This window comes from Trueperella pecoris, from assembly GCF_014926385.1.
Lineage (GTDB): Bacteria > Actinomycetota > Actinomycetes > Actinomycetales > Actinomycetaceae > Trueperella > Trueperella pecoris.
This window is the reverse complement of the sequence record NZ_CP053291.1, coordinates 423,621-440,104: the sequence shown is the minus strand read 5'-3', so window position 1 is coordinate 440,104 and position 16,484 is coordinate 423,621. Positions and strand designations below refer to the sequence as shown.

Below are 16,484 nucleotides of genomic sequence, written 5' to 3'. Positions count from 1 at the left end.
GGCTACGCCGCATTGATTACTTGAGCTCGATGGTCGCGCCAGCGCCCTCAAGCTTAGCCTTGGCATCCTCAGCAGCTTCCTTGGAAACGCCCTCGAGGACCGGCTTCGGAGCACCATCAACGAGCTCCTTAGCTTCCTTCAGGCCGAGCGAAGTAAGAGCGCGGACCTCCTTGATGACGGCGATCTTGGTCGCGCCAGCGTCAGCAAGGATGACGTCAAACTCGGACTTCTCCTCTTCAGCAGCAGCTTCGCCAGCAGCCGGAGCGGCAGCAGCGACGGCGACCGGGGCAGCAGCCTCGACGTCGAATTCTTCCTCGAACTTCTTCACGAAGTCAGAGAGCTCAACCAGGGTGAGCTCCTTGAAAGCTTCAATGAGCTCTTCAGCAGTGAGCTTGGCCATTGTAGACCTTCCTTCCTTTGCCTACTTGCGAGGCAGTTCCCTCATATGAGGTTTTGACAATTTCTTTTGCTACTTTAGGCAGCGGTTTCCTGCTTCGCACGCAGGGCGTCAACGGTACGTACCGTCTTCGTGGCGGGTGCCTTGAAGACGAATGCAGCCTTGACCAGCGAAGCCTTGAGGGCTCCGGCGGCCTTCGCGAGGAGAACCTCACGGGACTCGAGATCGGCAAGAGCCTTGACGCCTTCGGCGTCGAGGAGCTGGCCTTCCATCACACCAGACTTGAGGACGAGCTTGTCGTTCTCCTTGGCGAAATTCTTGAGTGCCTTGGCTGCGGAAGCGATGTCACCGGTGACGAAAGCGAGGGCGGTAGGGCCGGTCAGGTCTTCTTCAAGACCCTCAATGCCCGCGTCCTTGGCAGCAATACGCGCGAGCGTGTTCTTTGCGACGTGGTAACGCACATCGGCACCGAGCGCGCGGCGCAGAGTCTTCATCTGCTCCACGGTCAGTCCGCGGTACTCCGTCAGAAGAACAGCATCCGAGCCACGGAATGCTTCCGTAAGCTCTGCGATTTCTGCAGACTTATCGGTCCGCTTCATGGGACCTCCTTCCGATGGTTTGCCGCAGTTCCCGGACAATAAAAAACCTCGCGCACGCAGGCACGAGGAAATTCATAAAGAATAATTCTCTTGTCATACCTACGCGGGCTTCGATTATCCGAAATCAACTCCGAAGAGACCTGCGGTCTTGGGCAAGAATTAGGCTAGCTGGCTTTCGCCGTGAATTTCAAGGCGTACGGGCCGAACGTGCCTCACTTCACGACGCCGTCTGGGCACCTTCCGCCGTCCGCAACTTCACGTCGTGGCACGCTCGGGCCGAGCGTATCGACGCCGCCGTTACTAGCCCTGGGCGAGTTCGTTCGAAATACGGTGAACAAGCATGTCGAGCGCGACGAGGTTGCGCCCGCCCTCAGGGACGATGATGTCGGCTTGGCGCTTGGACGGCGCGACGTAAAGCTCGTGCATCGGCTTGACCGTCGCCAAATACTGCGCCTCGACAGACTCAACCGTACGTCCGCGCTCGATAACATCGCGCTTGACGCGGCGCAGGATCCGCACGTCGGCGTCGGTATCGACGAAGATCTTGACGTCGAACAGGTCACACAGGCGCTGCTCGACGAACAAAACGATGCCCTCAACCAGGATCAGTGGTGCCGGCTCGATGCGTACCGTTGCCTTGGCGCGCGTATGCATCGAATAGTCATAGGTCGGACAATCGATGGCTTGGCCGTTGATGAGCTGATGGAGTTGCTCGACCATGTAATCGTTATCGAATGCGTCCGGATGGTCATAATTGAGCTTTGCACGCTCCTCAAGCGGGAGTTCGTCGTGCGGGCGGTAGTAGTTGTCGTGAAAAACGACGGCTGCCTGTGGGGCAAACTTCGCCTCGATGGCCCTCGTCAGGGTGGTCTTGCCACTACCCGTGCCGCCAGCAATACCGATAACCATCGGCTTGTGCATCGTCCACTACTCCCCTGTTAGCAATCTTTGTCCACCATGGTAGCGGTAGCCCACACTCGGGCGGAAATGCACCCCATGATCGGCGTACGCACCACAATGACGCTGTCCGCCGAGAGGCAGGCACGAACGTCAGCCGACGCAGGGGCGCAGAAATCTGCCAGCACCAAACTTCGAGACAGTCCATCCGGCGGTAAGGAGCACGGCAGTCCAGAGCCGGGGCCGAATTTCAAGACCCCGCATATAGAGACGCTCCCCGGGAGCGACATCTGGTCTAGCCAGTTCCGCTTCCGGGGAGCATGTCAACGAAGCTTAAGCCTCAAGCTCCTTGGCGAGCTTGGATACATCGAGGCGGATGCCCGGGCCCATCGTCGTGGAGACGGTGGCCTTCTTGATGTAGCGCCCCTTGGCCGAGCTCGGCTTCAGGCGAAGAACCTCTTCGCGAACAGCAGTGTAATTCTCAACCAACTGCTCGGTGGTGAAGGAAGTGTTACCGACGATGAACGCGAGGTTGCCGTGCTTATCAACACGGAACTCGATACGTCCACCCTTGATGTCCGAAACAGCCTTGGCCACATCCATGGTCACGGTGCCGGTCTTGGGATTCGGCATGAGGCCACGCGGACCGAGGACGCGACCGAGGCGACCGACCTTGCCCATCATGTCCGGGGTTGCCACGGCAGCGTCGAAGTCGGTCCAACCACCTGCGACCTTCGCGATCAGATCGTCGTCGCCGACCTCGTCTGCGCCGGCGTCAATCGCGGCCTGGGCATTGGGGCCCTGGGCAAAGACGATGACGCGTGCAGTCTTGCCCGTACCGTGCGGGAGGATAGCCGTGCCGCGAACCAGCTGGTCAGCCTTGCGCGGATCAACGCCAAGGCGGAACATGACTTCGACCGTCGAGTCGAACTTGGTCACGGAGGTCTTCTTGGCAAGGTCCATCGCCTCAACCGGGGTGTAAAGCTCACCCGGCTGAATCAGTTCAGCGGCCTTGCGGTAATTCTTAGAGCGCTTTGCCATTCTGCATTTCTCCTCATTGGCAGTCGTGGGAAACGAGCCCGCTCCGGGCCCTACCACGGCGATCGCGTGATCGCTATTAAATCTCGTCAGTGGTCACGCCCATCGAACGAGCGGTGCCGGCGATGATGCGAGCAGCGTTGTCGATGTCGTTAGCGTTCAGGTCCGGCTCCTTGGTCTTGGCGATCTCACGCAGCTGATCCGCAGTGAGGTGCGCAACCTTGTTGGTGTGCGGAGTGCCGGAACCCTTCTTGATTCCCGCTGCCTTCTTGATGAGCTCAGCAGCCGGAGGGGTCTTCGTCACGAAGGTAAACGAACGATCTTCGTAGACCGTAATCTCAACCGGGATGACGTTTCCACGCTGGGATTCCGTCGCAGCATTGTAGGCCTTGACGAAGTCCATGATGTTCACGCCGTGCTGACCCAGAGCGGGGCCAATCGGCGGTGCAGGAGTAGCTGCGCCAGCTTCAATCTGAAGCTTAATCAGACCTGCAACCTTCTTCTTGGGAGGCATATTTGATCCTTCTTGTTATCGATAAACCATCACCATGGCAACGATGATGGGCGTCCTTCGGTAGCCGCGAAGCGGCGTGGATCCCACGGTTCGGTTTGGAGGAACCGAACTAGTCCATCTTCTTGACTTGTCCGAAGGACAGGTCGACCGGGGTTTCCTGGCCGACAAGCGTCATGAGCACGGTGAGCCTCTGGTTCACCGCGTCAACCTGTGAAATTGTAGCGGGCATTCCAACCCACGGCTCGGTGGTGAGCGTCACGGTCTCGCCAACCTCGTAGTCAGCAACAAGCGCCGGAGCCCCAGAAGTAATAGGCTTTCCAGCTGCCTTGGCAGCTTCCGCCGCTTCCTGCTCGACCACGGGCGTGAGCATTTGCACGACTTCACGCTCGGTCAGCGCCACCGGATTGCGACCATTTCCAACAAAGCCCGTCACGCCGTTCGTGTCTTGAACGATTCGCCACGATTCATCGGTCATCTCCATGCGGATGAGGGCGTATCCGGGCATCCGAACGCGCGTGACCAGCTTGCGCTGGCCTTTCTTAACCTCGTAGATCTCCTCCATCGGCACCTGAACCTCGAAGATGAAATCTTCCATGTTCATGGTGTGAGCACGAGATTCGATGTCCTGCTTGACGCGCTTTTCGTAGCCAGCGTACGTGTGCAACACGTACCAGTCACCCGCAAGTCCCTTGAGCCTATCGCGTACGGTCTCCTCGGTTACGACGCCGTCCTCACCCTTTGCGCTCGGAGCATCATCGTCCGCAAGTCCGGCCTCGTCCTCATCAGCCCCATCAGCCTCTTCGGCTGAAGCGTCCTGGCCCTCACCAGAAATGCCGTCAAACATGCCGGCGAGATCCGCGGCCGTCTCGTCAACCGAAGCGTCGTCGTCGGCGAACTCCTCAACTTCCGCGGGCGCAGAAAACTCCGCTTGCTCAGCGGTATCGGAGAAGAGATTGTCCTTAGCGACTTCCTCAGACATTGATTCCTACTTTCGGTTGAAAATACGGCCTTAGCCGAAGATCCAGAACATGGCCTGGTTGAAGACCACGTCGATGACACCAACAAAAAGCATCACGACGGTCACGAAAAACACAACCGTGAGGAACAACTGCCACAGCTCCTTGCGGGTGGGGCGCTGGACCTTCTTGAATTCGGCGACGACCTCCTTGAAGAAGGTGACGATACGGCGCCACAGACTCTTCTTGGAGTCTAACTTGCGTCCGCGCGGTGCTGAACTCGCTGCTTGGCTCACCAGGATTCCTCTCGATTATGTGGAAAACGGCCCTAATTTAGGGCCGCCTTCATTGCAGGGCAGGAGGGACTCGAACCCACAACCGCCGGTTTTGGAGACCGGTGCGCTACCAATTGCGCCACTACCCTATGGACCTCAGAACTATTATGCTTGACGTCCCCATGCTGTTGCCAACTGGGCATCAGCAACTCGATACATTCTAGTGAGAACTATCCCCGAGTGTCTAGGCAGGGTAGCGCCAACTCCTGTAATTCTTACCACTTTGGCGCCGATGGCGGACTGATCCACCATCGGCGGCGACTTCATGTCACCATAGTGACCATGGCTACAGAACCTAAGAACAGAGTCTCCCAGCGCCTCGCAGCGCTTCAACCCTCCGCCACCCTCGCCGTGGACGCGAAGGCTAAGGCCCTCAAGGCCGCAGGCAAGGCGGTTATTGGCTTTGGCGCTGGCGAACCGAACTTCCCGACGCCCGCACACATCGTCCGCGCAGCCGAGGAAGCTGCCGCCGACCCGAAGAATCACAAGTACACGATCGCCAAGGGCCTACCCGAGTTGCGCGAAGCTATCGCCGCCAAGACCAAGTCCGACTCCGGCGTCGTCGTCGATCCTGACAACATCATCGTGACCAACGGCGGCAAGCAGGCCGTGTTCCAAGCATTCGTCTCCTTGCTGGACGACGGCGACGAAGCGATCCTGCCAGCCCCCTACTGGACCACCTACCCGGAGGCGATCACGCTGTGTGGCGGCGTGCCCGTCGAAGTCTTTGCGGGTTCTGACCAGGATTACAAGGTCACCGTCGATCAGCTCGAGGCAGCCCGCACCGACAAGACCAAGGTGCTCCTCCTGTGCTCACCCTCGAACCCGACCGGATCGGTCTATTCGCGCGACGAGTTGCGTGCGATCGGCGAATGGGCACTCGAGCACGGGATTTGGATCATCTCCGACGAAATCTACGAGCACCTTCTTTACGCCGGCGAGATGGCCTACATCCTCGACGTCGTGCCCGCGTTGCAAAACCAAACGATCATCGTCAACGGCGTGGCCAAGACCTACGCGATGACGGGCTGGCGCGTCGGATGGATGCACGGCCCGGCCGACGTCATGAAGAAGGTTGCCAACTTCCAGTCCCACATCACTTCCAACGTCAACAACGTCGCCCAGCGTGCCGCAATCGCGGCGCTGACCGGCGACCAGGGTGTCGTGGAGGAGATGAAGGAAGCCTTCGATCGACGCCGCAATACCCTCGTGTCCATGCTGCGTGACATCGACGGTTTCGTCGTCCCCGAGCCGACCGGCGCCTTCTACGTCTTCCCCAACGTGCAGGCCGTGCTCGGCAAGGACATCAACGGCCGCGTTGCACAGACGACCGCTGAGCTTGCACAGATCATCCTCGAGGAAGCGGAAGTCGCCGTCGTGCCTGGTGAGGCATTTGGCGCGCCCGGCTACATTCGACTCGGCTATGCCCTATCCGACGAAGACCTCGTCGAGGGTGCGGCTAGGATCCGGAAGCTCTTGAGCTGAAGCCTGGCGCGGTGGGCTGGCGCACTGGCTGGGCTGGCTGACCCTCCCCTCATGCGCCCGCGGCGCACTTCTCCGCCCGTGTCGCACTTCTCCGCCCGTGTCGCACTTCTCCGCCCGTGTCGCACTTCTCCGCCCGTGTCGCACCTCTCCGTTCGTGACGCACCTGAAAGTGGCATTTAAGGTGCGCCGTTAATGGAGAGGTGCGACATGGAGGGCGCTTGCGCCGCCCCAGGCCACGCCTTAGCGGCCGCCTCCCCCACCATCAGGCCGGCTGCCCTACCCGCGCGCCGTCTCTAACCAGCGTTCGGCCACCACGAGCCGCGCAAGCGCGTGTTTCTTCCAGTTTGTCTTGCCGCGTTGGCGCGCGGATGCCACCAAGGACAACACGACGCCGGCGGCCGACGCAGCGATTGCCGCCGCGTCGGCATGCCGACTGGCGCGGGCGAACCAGTCGTCGCGAATGGTCGGCACGAAGCGATACTTCTCACTCAGGCTCGGCAGAACGGACAGGTGCCCAAGGAGGCATCCCCAATCGTCGGCCCGATGTCCGGGCCCGAAAGAATCGAGGTCAAGGAGCCCGCTGACGCGCCCTGTTTCGGCCGAAACCAGTACGTTTGCTTCATAGAAGTCCCCGTGCGTGGGCACGAGTGGCCCATAGTCGGCGCATTGACGCACCTGCCTGATGCCCTCGGCGAGCGCAGTGGCTCGCTCGGAAATCTCCGGCATCGCCGCGGATGCGGCGCGTGCGTAGAGCTCACAGCGTTCGGCCCACGCAAGCCGATGTTGCAAATGGAGCGCACTCGTAGGCAACGCGTCCAGCGTCCGTGCGAGAGATTCAAACGTTGCCTCAGCGTGACGCCCATGTTGATACGTGAGCCCTAACGGCGATCCCACAACCGCCGAGGTGACGACCAGCCCGTCGGGCGTCGAGACCTCAATAAGCGGCGTCGGCAAGCCGGCATCTTGGCACGCGGCGTGGCGCTGAACCAACGCGGGTAGCGCTTCAGGGCGCAACACCTTCACGTAATGGCGTCCGGATGCGCCCTCCGCACGCAGCACGGCACGCCGCGTGGGCCGATAGCCAAGCAGTTCGACGTCGACAAGCTCCCCAAGCACGGCCGAGAGACGCTCCGGGTCGCAGGCGGTTTCGAGCGCGGGCAACTCGGGGTCGAGAGGAAATTCCCACACGTGTACGGCCAGGTCGTCGGCATATAGCGTGACGGCCGAGACGGCGTCGAGATGCGCTTGCGAAATGCGTGCCGTGGAGGCAACGAGGTAGGAGTCTTTGCGCACCCGGGAGTCCCCGTCGGCGCCCTCGAGGCGGTCCCAGATCACCGAATATCCAGCCGAGACGCCCGCCCCCGGCCGGTGGTTGACAGCGTGAAGACGCCAAGAACGCAGGATCGCCCGATCACCAAGTGCCAGGGTTAGCATTTCGCCTGCGGAGGCGCCGGTCAGCAACTGAACAGCTCGGCGCTCTTTGTTCTCACGCGTAGTCATGCTTCTTTTATATGGGTCATTTGCCTATGCCACAAATGCGCGGCGTGTGCTGACTAGCCAGTCTGACTAGGATAGACGCATGCGCGATCTGTCGAGACTGCCCAAGGCCCACCTTCATCTGCACTTCACCGGCTCCATGAGGGTATCCACGCTCGTCGACTTGGCACGTGAGCAGGGCGTTCGCCTTCCCGCCAACCTCACGGACACGAAGGCCCTCCAGGTGCCCGCCAACGAGCGGGGCTGGTTCCGTTTTCAGCGCGCCTACGACGCCGCGCGCAAGGTCGTCCGCTCGGAGTCCGCCATGCGTCGCATCGTCCGTGAAGCCGCCGCCGACGACGCCGCCGAGGGCTCACGCCGCCTCGAGATGCAGATCGACCCCACCTCCTACGCTCCCTTCGTCGGCGGAATCACTCCGGCCCTGGAGATCGTCCTCGACGAAGCGGAAATCGCTTCCCGGGAAACGGGCGTGGAAGTAGCGATCATCGTGGCAGCCTCCCGCATCAAGCATCCACTTGACGCCCGCACACTCGCCCGCCTCGCCGCCAAACACGCGGGCAACGGGCCGGGCCAGGTGATCGGCTTTGGTCTGTCCAACGACGAACGGCGCGGAGACACCTCTAAATGGGCGGCCGCGTTCAACATCGCCCGCACGGCCGGCCTGGCCTCCGTCCCACACGCGGGCGAGCTTCTGGGCCCGCCTCACATCCGCGAGGTAGTCGCCAGCCTCAAGCCCACGCGCCTGGGCCACGGAGTGCGAGCGGCTGAGGACGCTGACCTGCTCGCCCGCATCGTCGGCGCTGGGATCGCCCTCGAGGTGTGCCCGGCCTCCAACATTTCCCTCGGCGTCTACTCCGAACCAGAGCAGGTCCCCTTGCGGGTCCTCCACAGCGCCGGGGCACAAATCGCGCTCTCCGCGGATGACCCGCTACTGTTCCTCTCCCGCCTGGTCGACCAGTACCAGATCGCCCGCGACCAGGGCTTTAGCGACTACGACCTGGCCGGCTTCGCCCGCGATTCCATCACGGCGTCGATGGCGACGATCGAGTCGAAGCAGAAGTGGCTATCCGAGGTCGATCAGTGGATCGCCCAGCCTGACCCGGAGGCGGGAAACTAATGGATCTCAACCCTGCGGCGCGACTGCTCGGCAACCTACCGCTTGTCCAGCATTCATTGGTCAATATCGATTCGATGTTCGTCCGAGTCCACCGCATCGGGGCGCCGCCTCCCGGCCTCAACCGCATCCTCATCGACGTCCCTGGCGACTCCCGGGTCACCTTCGTGCTCATTCATGGCATCGGCCTTTCGTCGACCTACATGCTCCCCCTCGCCCTCGAACTGGCACAGCATGGGGAAGTTTTCGTCATGGACCTGCCGGGGTCCTCAGGCCTGCCCACGCCCAACCGCCAGCTCTCGATCGCCGGCTTCGCCGCCGTCGTCGACCAGGCAATGCGCCTCAATGGGATCGAGGATCCCATTCTCGTGGGGCATTCGATGGGCGCACAGATCGTCGTCGAACTCATGGCGCGCCGCCCCGACCACTTCCGCCGCGCCTGCCTCGTTGGCCCGCCCGTCAATGCCGCGGAACGCCACCTCCCCATGGTCTTGGCCCGATACCTCGAATCGGCGATCTATGAGGAATATGACCTCGTCCGCGTCGCGGCCCTGTCCTATGTTCGCTCCGCCCAGCACTGGATCATGCGCACGCTCCCCGCGATCCTCGCCTACAAGATCGAGGATCGCATGCGGCTCATCAGCCCTTCGGCTCAGCTCATCATCCTCCACGGCGAACACGACTATCTCGTCCCCTCGACCTGGGCCGACTTCCTCGCCTCCCAAGTCAACAACGCGCAGTGCGTTCAAATCGCCGGCGCGGCACACTCGACGATTTATAATTCCGACGACGACGTCGCCCGCGCGGCTGCCTCCCTCATGACGCCCGACGAACGCGCCCACATCGGCCATTCGCACAGCTATCTCAACCGCCTTCGTGAGACACGAGAGGGGTAGGAGTATGCGCCCGCGTAATCGCACTCCACGCTTTCTCGACCGGGCAGCCGACTACGCCTGGTACGCCCGCAACTTCGCCGCTTCCCATCTGACCGGGGCCCGCCCTCGCACTCCCCGCGGGCCTGTGCGCGCCACAATCGTCGTACTCCCAGGAGTCTTGGAAGATCCCGGATATTTCCACAAGGTGTTCGGCCCGCTGCAGGACGCCGGCTACGACGTCGTTACCCTCGACCTTGGCCACATGACCAAGCCCGTTCCTGACCTCGCCCGCCTCGTGCTCGGCGAACTGTCCAAGCGTGCCGACGCGTCGCCGCCGATCGTGCTCCTATCGCACTCAAAGGGTTCGCTTGTGGGCAGAGCCGTCCTCGCGGCCCTCCCCCGCAATGTGCATGGCCTGGTGGCCATCGCGGCACCGTGGAACGGATCAACGCTAGCGCGAATCTTCACAGGCTGGAGCGCCATCGACTCGATGGTCCCCGGCGGGGTGGACACCTGGACGCCGTGGCCAGGCGAACGCGAGCAGGTTATTCGCCAGCGCATCTTCTCGCTGTCCCCAACATGGGATCCCCACATTCCCGAAGGCTCCGAGCTGGAGGGCGCCACCAACATCCCGATGACGCTCTCCGGTCACTTCCGCGGAATCGGCGACCCTGCGACTTTAGAGCTCATCGTGGATTGCGTCGAAAGGCTCCTCGCATTACCGCCGCTTCGGCGCTAGATCTCCAGCCCCACCAAAACCGGCTCCGGGACGATACGCACACCAAACTTTTCCTCCACGCCATCGCCGATCTCGCGTGCGAGGCGGGCGATGTCTTCGCCCGTGGCGCCTCCCCGGTTCGTCAGCGCGAGGCAGTGCTTGGTGGACAGCGCAGCAGGGCCAGGCATGTTGTATCCGGCCGAGAAGCCCGCATGATCGATCAGCCACGCCGCCGACGTCTTGACCTGACCCGCGACGGTCGGGGCTGCAGCGCCAATCTGGTTGACGGCGTCGTGCTTGGCTACGCCAAAACGTGGCGCCTCCGGCGGTAACAGAGCGGCCTTCTCCTCGGTAAGAACCGGGTTGGTGAAGAAAGAACCAAGCGAGTAGGTGTCCCGGTCGGCGTCGTCGAGGACCATCCCCTTCGACGCGCGAAGCTCGAGCACAGCAGCGCGGACGTCAGACGACGGCGCACGCTCGCCCAGCTCGATGCCAAGCCTGCCCGCGAGCTGCCCATAACGCACCGGCCGAGACAGCGTCGCCCGGCGCATGTGGAACGTCACCGAGAGCACGATCCAGCGCGGGCTGGACCCAAACTCCCCGATCGAACGCTTCAAGATCGAGTCGCGATAGCCAAACTTCATATCCGACAAGAAGAAGGTCCGCACCTTATTAGTCGCGCGGTCCCACGTTCGCACCTGGGCCAACGTCTCCGCGACCTCTTGGCCGTAAGCCCCCACGTTCTGCACCGGCGCCGCACCCACAGAGCCCGGAATGCCAGAGAGCGCCTCGAGGCCCATCCAACCATGCTCGACCGCATAGACGACCGCCTCATCCCACGCCGTACCTGCGGTCAGCCGCATCTGGGCGCCTCCGCAGCTGTCCTCCGATAGGGTTTCGATCTCCGAGCGCATGTCGTGGATAACGACGCCGTCAAACGGCTTGCTGCTGGCGAGGATATTCGACCCTCCCCCAACGACGAGAACCGCGGTGCCCTCCTCATCGGCGGTACGGACTGCATCTATAATTTCAGCCTCGCTCGTGGCGTTGACAACACGGGCCACTGGGCCACCGACCCCGATCGTCGTCATCTCAGCGAGCGAACTGCCACCGTAGCGGGTCGCCATCACGGGAGGGACAGTCGACGTGGGCTGACTCGGTTCAGGGATGCTGCATGACATGTTGGTTCCTAACGCGCAAAGACCCATGACGCTGGGCCACCACTTTCGTATTTTACTCACGACAACTCGCCCGCGGGCGCGGGGTAGCCGGGCTCTGTGGCCCAGCTCTGCCGCCCGGCCTTTGCTCGCGTTGAACTAAGCTGACCCACACTGTAGTAATTTACGTCACTTTCATAGGGTTCCGATCAGCTTAATAGGGCCGGAACGGGGCGCAGCCCAACGACCCAACGCCCCAACAAGCCCGTCATCAAGCCGCGTGCCACCAGGTCGCGAGATAGCAAAAGACCCCCGCTCTTGCGGAGGTCTCATATCGGAAGAACCGATTCGCTCAATCCCTATCGGGTCTCACGATGCGCGGTCGAAGCGTTGCACCTGGGGCAGAACTTCTTCATTTCTAGGCGATCCGGCGTGTTACGACGGTTCTTCTTCGTGATGTAGTTACGCTCCTTGCAAACCTCGCATGCGAGGGTGATCTTGGGGCGAACGTCTGCAGACTTACTAGCCACTATTTTTCCTCACGTTCGGCTTGTGAAGCGGATGCTTCGTTGATCTTGAGTAAAGCGGTTGCCTTACCGGTCGTAGCGAGGGCGGGGTTTGAACCCGCGACCTCACGATTATGAGTCGTGCGCTCTGACCAACTGAGCTACCTCGCCTCAAACACTCTCGAAACGAGAATGAATGGAGCCCCGAAAGGGAATCGAACCCTTGACCTTCTCCTTACCATGGAGACGCTCTGCCGACTGAGCTATCGGGGCAACGCTGGAAAGCCTACCAACCGCGTGGGCGGCGAACCAACTTGTTCTGCGTGGCAATCACCACGCAACGTTCTTTCGAACTGTGGCGGGTGAGGGATTCGAACCCCCGTAGCTTTCGCGTCTGATTTACAGTCAGATACCATTGGCCGCTCGGTCAACCCGCCGTTGCACATCGTTTCCGTAGAACCGCATGCGAGATAAGAGATTAGCAGTTCGCCCCCGAGTCATGTCAAACCAGATGGACGCTCACGATTGCCGCGATGGTCACACTTTGAGCATTCGGCTAGTGTGGAGGTTGATATTTACTTCCGCCTTTACCGGCACGGCAAGCAAAAGGAGCATTCCATGGCAGATTCATCGTTCGACGTCGTCAGCCGCTACGACATCCAAGAAGTCGACAATGCTGTCAACCAGACGGCTAAGGAAATTGGTCAGCGTTACGATTTCCGCAACGTTGACGCCTCCATCGAGCTCAAGGGCGAAAGCGTCACCCTTATTGCCAACACGGCCGAACGCGTCCTGGCCATTCTCGACGTTCTTCAGACGAAGCTGATCCGCCGCGGACTCTCCCTCAAGCAGGTCGATTTTGGCGACTCCGAGCCGAAGCTTTCCGGAAAGCTCTTCAAGCTCACAGGCTCTCTCAAGGAAGGCATCAGCCAGGAACACGCGAAGAAGATTACCAAGCTGATCCGCGAAGAAGGCCCGAAATCCGTCAAGGCTCAGATCCAGGGCGATGAGGTGCGAGTCTCCTCCAAGTCCCGCGACGACCTTCAGGCCACAATCGCGCTGCTCAAAGAGGCCAAGTTCGACGTAGCACTGCAGTTCGTCAATTTCCGCTAATTGCCACACGTGAGACTCGACATCACGTGCGGCTCGACCACACGGCTCGTACCTGCCGCACCGTGGTCCCATGACAGCGGCGCGGGAGCACCGAGCTCCCGCGCCGCTGTTGGATTGCGTGATCTACCTATGTGGCAGACGGCCTAGTACAGCTTGCCGTCATGCTCCTCGCCGCGCGAGACCGCCGTCATGGTCTCCCGCTCAACGACCTTGATACGGGCACGGCCTTGGCTCGCCCCGAGGTGCATCTCAAACTCCTCAAGCAGCTCCCACCCGTGCCAGGTGGTGTAACGCACGCCGCGCTCCTCAAGCACCTTCTGAGTTTCATCCCAGCCAACGGCTTCGGTCGTCGCATGGAGCTTGCCCGCTTCGTAGTCTTCGACGAGGTGACGAATGGTCTCCTGCGCATCCGACTTCGTCGAGCCGATCAGGCCCACCGGGCCACGCTTGATCCAGCCGGTGGCGTACATGCCAGGTAGGACCTCGCCGCCGTCCGTTACGCGCCCTTCGACGTTGGGAACGACGCCGCGTTCGGCGTCGTAGGGAGCCCCCGGGATCTCGGAGGAGAAGTAACCCACCGCGCGGTAAACAGCCTGGACAGGGTAGTCGATGAATTCGCCGGTCCCCTTCACCGAACCGTCGCCCTGGAGCGCAGTACGTTCCATCCGAATCCCTTCAACATGCTCCTCGCCGAGCACCTCAACCGGCTGCTGAAGCATGTGGATGTGGATGCGCCGCGACGCCGTGAGCTCCTCCGGCTCCTGGAAGACCCATTCGGTCAACTGCTCGACCACTTGGCGAGTCATCTTGGACTCCTCCATCGCCTTTTCGGAGCCCTCGTCATAGTCGAAGTCCTCGGGGTAGACGATGATGTCGACATCGGGCACGTGCCCCAGCTCGCGCAGCTCCATCGGCGTGAACTTCACCTGAGCAGGCCCGCGGCGCCCGAAGACGTGGACATCCGTGATAGGCGAATGGCGCAGACCCTCCTCCACATTGCCGGGGATCTCAGTGGCCATCAGGTCATCGGGATGCTTGGCGAGGATGCGGGCCACGTCGAGCGCCACGTTTCCCACGCCGAGCACAGCCACTTCCTTCGCCTCGAGCGGCCAGGTGCGCGGATAGTCCGGGTGGCCGTCATACCAGTAGACGAACTTGGAGGCACCGTAAACTTCCGGCAGGTTCGCGCCCGGGATATTGAACGGCTTGTCCTGGTCGGCACCCGTGGCGATGATGACGGCGTCGTAGTGCTGGTGCAACTCCTCAAACGTGATGTCGCGCCCGATCTCCACGTTGCCCACAAGGCGGATGTCACCGCGCTTGAGCACGTTGTACAGGGCGTTGATAATCGCCTTGATACGCGGGTGATCCGGAGCGACGCCGTAGCGGACCAGGCCGTATGGTGCCGGCAACTTTTCATACAGATCAATGCGGACATCGACCCCGGACTTGGAAAGAATGTCCGACGCGTAAATGCCAGCCGGGCCGGCTCCAATGACTGCTACGTGAAGTGGACGATCTGCCACACTTACCCCTTTTCGCTTCGTGCGCCGGGTCTTCCGGCCTAAACGCATCCCATCCTAATTGTCGCCGTGGATTCTTCCCAGAAATTAGAAGCGGCGGGTGACGTAATCGTCACCCGCCGCCCAGTCACTGAACGCGTGATTCCCTATGCCGGGGTACCCGGGCCGTATGCGCCGGTCGTAGCATCGAGGCGGATCACGCCGTATGTCCATCCACGCCTGCGGTATGCCGCGCAAGGCTGCTTAGTCTCCTCGTCAATGAAGAGATAGAACGGATGGCCGACGAGCTCCATCTCATCGATGGCCTGCTCGACAGACATCGGCTTGGCCTCGTATAGCTTCTGACGCACGATGGCAGGCGAATCGCCAAGCTGGGTTTCAACCGCTTCCCCTACTGCGGACGGGCGCGTGGGTTCTTCCACTTCTTCGACATCCTTGTGCTTGGCCAGCAGCTCGTCGATCGGCAGATCCTGCGGGACTTCATCACGGCGCTCACCCTTGCGGCGATTCTTTTTCTTTTCGTGACGGCGGCGCAGCCGCTCAAAAAGCTTCTGAGAGGCCAAATCGAGGGCTCCGAAACGATCGGAAGCTGATGCCTCTGCGCGGACCACCGGCCCCTTATCCCGAACCGTAATCTCGATTCGCTCGGATGTTTCTACCTGGGAAGGGTTAGTCTCGTGCGTGACCTCAACCTCGACGCGCTGTGCGTAGGGAGTGTATTGCTCAATCTTGGCGAGCTTCTCCTCGGCGTGAGCGCGGAACCTACCCTGAACCTCAGTGTTCCTACCGGTGACAACGATTTCCATGATGACCTCCTTGGCCATTATTCGAAGGTGGGAATGACCCAAAACAATGCCTGCCTCCGCAAGCGCCTGACCACCTCCTTCATCGGCGTTTCGCCTGTTCATCACGAAGAATTGAGATGACTTAAGTATACGTTGATTTACGTCACAGTGTGGCCTGTTGCATGAATTACCCGCGGATCTTTTGCCGCCGCGAGGACAAAAGCGCCAACTACCCGGCCTCCGCGTGATTTCACTGCGCGCGAAGCGCCCGCCAACGTCGCCCCCGTGGTCACGACGTCGTCCACAAGGATCACGTCGATACCGCGCAAGTTGACGTCTGCGACGGCTATTCCGCGCGCCTTACGCCCACGGGCATCGAGCCGGGCGGCGTGGCCACCGCGGCCGCGGCCCAACGCGCCCAGATTCCGACTCCCCCAGCCAGCCTTGCGGCGGAGGATCGCGGCCGCTTGACCTTCATAGACCTGCGAAAGCGCCTCTGCGATCACGCCGGCGACGAACCGCCCGTCTCTGACGCGTTTGCGTGCCGACGGCGCCGGCACCACCACGCACGGCCGCCTCAGCGCGGGCAGGGCAAGCGGCGGACGCCGCACCAAAAGAGACTGGAACGCGCGATCGAGGCGCCGATCGCGGACGTTTTTCCAGCGCACGATCGCCCGAGCCGCCTGACCCTCGTAGACCGCGAGCGCGCCCACCGGAAATGGCGAGGTATCCGCTCCCTCGTCCGCGCTCACCTCGGTGAGATAGGGCAACTGCTTTTCAACGCGACGCCACCGTGGAAACTGAGCCTGACAGCTCTCGCACAGGTCCTCGTCCCATCGGCCACAGCCCGCGCACCATCTCGGGTAGAGGACGTCAAGTGCGCCATTCCATTGGTTCTTCCACCAGTCAGCCATGCCTGTATCGTGCCACGTATGACGAACCGCGCGTCGACGGCGTCGTGCAAATGTGGATAGA

At 61.5% G+C, this 16,484-nt stretch carries 18 protein-coding genes and 4 tRNA genes; 5 read left to right on the top strand and 17 right to left on the bottom strand.

Features of this window, described 5'->3' with window-relative positions:
• Positions 1 to 16: 16 nt before the first annotated feature.
• From rplL to HLG82_RS02070, 8 genes are all read right to left on the bottom strand, one after another.
• Positions 17 to 400 (bottom strand): 50S ribosomal protein L7/L12, encoded by a 384-nt coding sequence (gene rplL / locus HLG82_RS02105; RefSeq protein WP_193327094.1) that lies wholly within the window; start codon positions 398 to 400, stop codon positions 17 to 19.
• Between the two features lie 74 nt (positions 401 to 474).
• Positions 475 to 996: a 50S ribosomal protein L10 gene (gene rplJ / locus HLG82_RS02100; RefSeq protein ID WP_193327093.1), complete on the bottom strand. Its 522-nt coding sequence runs from the start codon at positions 994 to 996 to the stop codon at positions 475 to 477.
• Positions 997 to 1,296: 300 nt separating this feature from the next.
• Positions 1,297 to 1,917, bottom strand: a complete 621-nt coding sequence (gene udk, locus HLG82_RS02095; protein WP_193327092.1) for a uridine kinase — start codon at positions 1,915 to 1,917, stop codon at positions 1,297 to 1,299.
• 309 nt (positions 1,918 to 2,226) lie between these two features.
• Entirely contained in the window at positions 2,227 to 2,934 is a 708-nt protein-coding gene (gene rplA / locus HLG82_RS02090; RefSeq protein WP_193327091.1) for a 50S ribosomal protein L1, read from the bottom strand.
• 76 nt (positions 2,935 to 3,010) lie between these two features.
• Complete coding sequence (rplK, locus tag HLG82_RS02085) at positions 3,011 to 3,445, bottom strand: 50S ribosomal protein L11 (RefSeq protein ID WP_024963349.1); 435 nt, start codon at positions 3,443 to 3,445, stop codon at positions 3,011 to 3,013.
• A 109-nt stretch (positions 3,446 to 3,554) separates the two neighbouring features.
• On the bottom strand, positions 3,555 to 4,424 hold the full coding sequence (nusG, locus tag HLG82_RS02080) for a transcription termination/antitermination protein NusG (protein WP_193327090.1): 870 nt from the start codon (positions 4,422 to 4,424) through the stop codon (positions 3,555 to 3,557).
• A gap of 30 nt (positions 4,425 to 4,454) precedes the next feature.
• Complete coding sequence (gene secE / locus HLG82_RS02075) at positions 4,455 to 4,697, bottom strand: preprotein translocase subunit SecE (RefSeq protein WP_193327089.1); 243 nt, start codon at positions 4,695 to 4,697, stop codon at positions 4,455 to 4,457.
• 55 nt (positions 4,698 to 4,752) lie between these two features.
• Positions 4,753 to 4,825 (bottom strand) — tRNA-Trp (locus HLG82_RS02070).
• Between the two features lie 193 nt (positions 4,826 to 5,018).
• Between HLG82_RS02070 and HLG82_RS02065 the strand changes: the two genes are divergently transcribed.
• Positions 5,019 to 6,221, top strand: a complete 1,203-nt coding sequence (locus HLG82_RS02065) for a pyridoxal phosphate-dependent aminotransferase (RefSeq protein ID WP_193327088.1) — start codon at positions 5,019 to 5,021, stop codon at positions 6,219 to 6,221.
• A gap of 276 nt (positions 6,222 to 6,497) precedes the next feature.
• Here the strand turns inward: HLG82_RS02065 and HLG82_RS02060 are convergent, their stop codons facing one another.
• Positions 6,498 to 7,721, bottom strand: a complete 1,224-nt coding sequence (locus HLG82_RS02060) for a phosphotransferase (RefSeq protein ID WP_193327087.1) — start codon at positions 7,719 to 7,721, stop codon at positions 6,498 to 6,500.
• Between the two features lie 79 nt (positions 7,722 to 7,800).
• On the opposite strand from HLG82_RS02060, the gene HLG82_RS02055 reads away from it, so the two are divergent.
• The 3 genes from HLG82_RS02055 to HLG82_RS02045 are packed head-to-tail and all read left to right on the top strand — an operon-like array spanning position 7,801 to position 10,446.
• A complete protein-coding gene (locus HLG82_RS02055) occupies positions 7,801 to 8,835 on the top strand; it encodes an adenosine deaminase (RefSeq protein WP_193327086.1) in 1,035 nt (344 codons plus the stop codon).
• Positions 8,835 to 9,728, top strand: coding sequence for an alpha/beta fold hydrolase (locus HLG82_RS02050; RefSeq protein WP_193327085.1), 894 nt, complete (start codon positions 8,835 to 8,837; stop codon positions 9,726 to 9,728). Before HLG82_RS02055 ends, HLG82_RS02050 begins: the two co-directional genes overlap by 1 nt.
• Before the next feature lie 4 nt (positions 9,729 to 9,732).
• Complete coding sequence (locus HLG82_RS02045; protein ID WP_193327084.1) at positions 9,733 to 10,446, top strand: alpha/beta hydrolase; 714 nt, start codon at positions 9,733 to 9,735, stop codon at positions 10,444 to 10,446.
• Here HLG82_RS02045 and HLG82_RS02040 read toward each other — a convergent pair.
• From HLG82_RS02040 to HLG82_RS02020, 5 genes are all read right to left on the bottom strand, one after another.
• A complete protein-coding gene (locus HLG82_RS02040) occupies positions 10,443 to 11,606 on the bottom strand; it encodes a UDP-N-acetylmuramate dehydrogenase (protein WP_193327083.1) in 1,164 nt (387 codons plus the stop codon). The two genes, HLG82_RS02045 and HLG82_RS02040, sit on opposite strands and share 4 nt — an antisense overlap.
• A gap of 335 nt (positions 11,607 to 11,941) precedes the next feature.
• Positions 11,942 to 12,112, bottom strand: a complete 171-nt coding sequence (gene rpmG / locus HLG82_RS02035; RefSeq protein WP_193327082.1) for a 50S ribosomal protein L33 — start codon at positions 12,110 to 12,112, stop codon at positions 11,942 to 11,944.
• A gap of 73 nt (positions 12,113 to 12,185) precedes the next feature.
• Positions 12,186 to 12,259: transfer RNA gene (locus HLG82_RS02030), tRNA-Met, on the bottom strand.
• A gap of 26 nt (positions 12,260 to 12,285) precedes the next feature.
• A tRNA-Thr gene (locus HLG82_RS02025) sits at positions 12,286 to 12,361 on the bottom strand.
• A gap of 83 nt (positions 12,362 to 12,444) precedes the next feature.
• Positions 12,445 to 12,525 (bottom strand) — tRNA-Tyr (locus tag HLG82_RS02020).
• A gap of 181 nt (positions 12,526 to 12,706) precedes the next feature.
• Between HLG82_RS02020 and HLG82_RS02015 the strand changes: the two genes are divergently transcribed.
• Positions 12,707 to 13,201 (top strand): YajQ family cyclic di-GMP-binding protein, encoded by a 495-nt coding sequence (locus HLG82_RS02015; RefSeq protein WP_193327081.1) that lies wholly within the window; start codon positions 12,707 to 12,709, stop codon positions 13,199 to 13,201.
• 143 nt (positions 13,202 to 13,344) lie between these two features.
• Here the strand turns inward: HLG82_RS02015 and HLG82_RS02010 are convergent, their stop codons facing one another.
• From HLG82_RS02010 to HLG82_RS02000, 3 genes are all read right to left on the bottom strand, one after another.
• Entirely contained in the window at positions 13,345 to 14,775 is a 1,431-nt protein-coding gene (locus tag HLG82_RS02010) for an FAD-dependent oxidoreductase (RefSeq protein ID WP_193327080.1), read from the bottom strand.
• Between the two features lie 95 nt (positions 14,776 to 14,870).
• Complete coding sequence (gene hpf, locus HLG82_RS02005; protein WP_193327079.1) at positions 14,871 to 15,530, bottom strand: ribosome hibernation-promoting factor, HPF/YfiA family; 660 nt, start codon at positions 15,528 to 15,530, stop codon at positions 14,871 to 14,873.
• A gap of 137 nt (positions 15,531 to 15,667) precedes the next feature.
• Entirely contained in the window at positions 15,668 to 16,423 is a 756-nt protein-coding gene (locus tag HLG82_RS02000; RefSeq protein WP_193327078.1) for a ComF family protein, read from the bottom strand.
• Between the last annotated feature and the right edge of the window lie 61 nt (positions 16,424 to 16,484).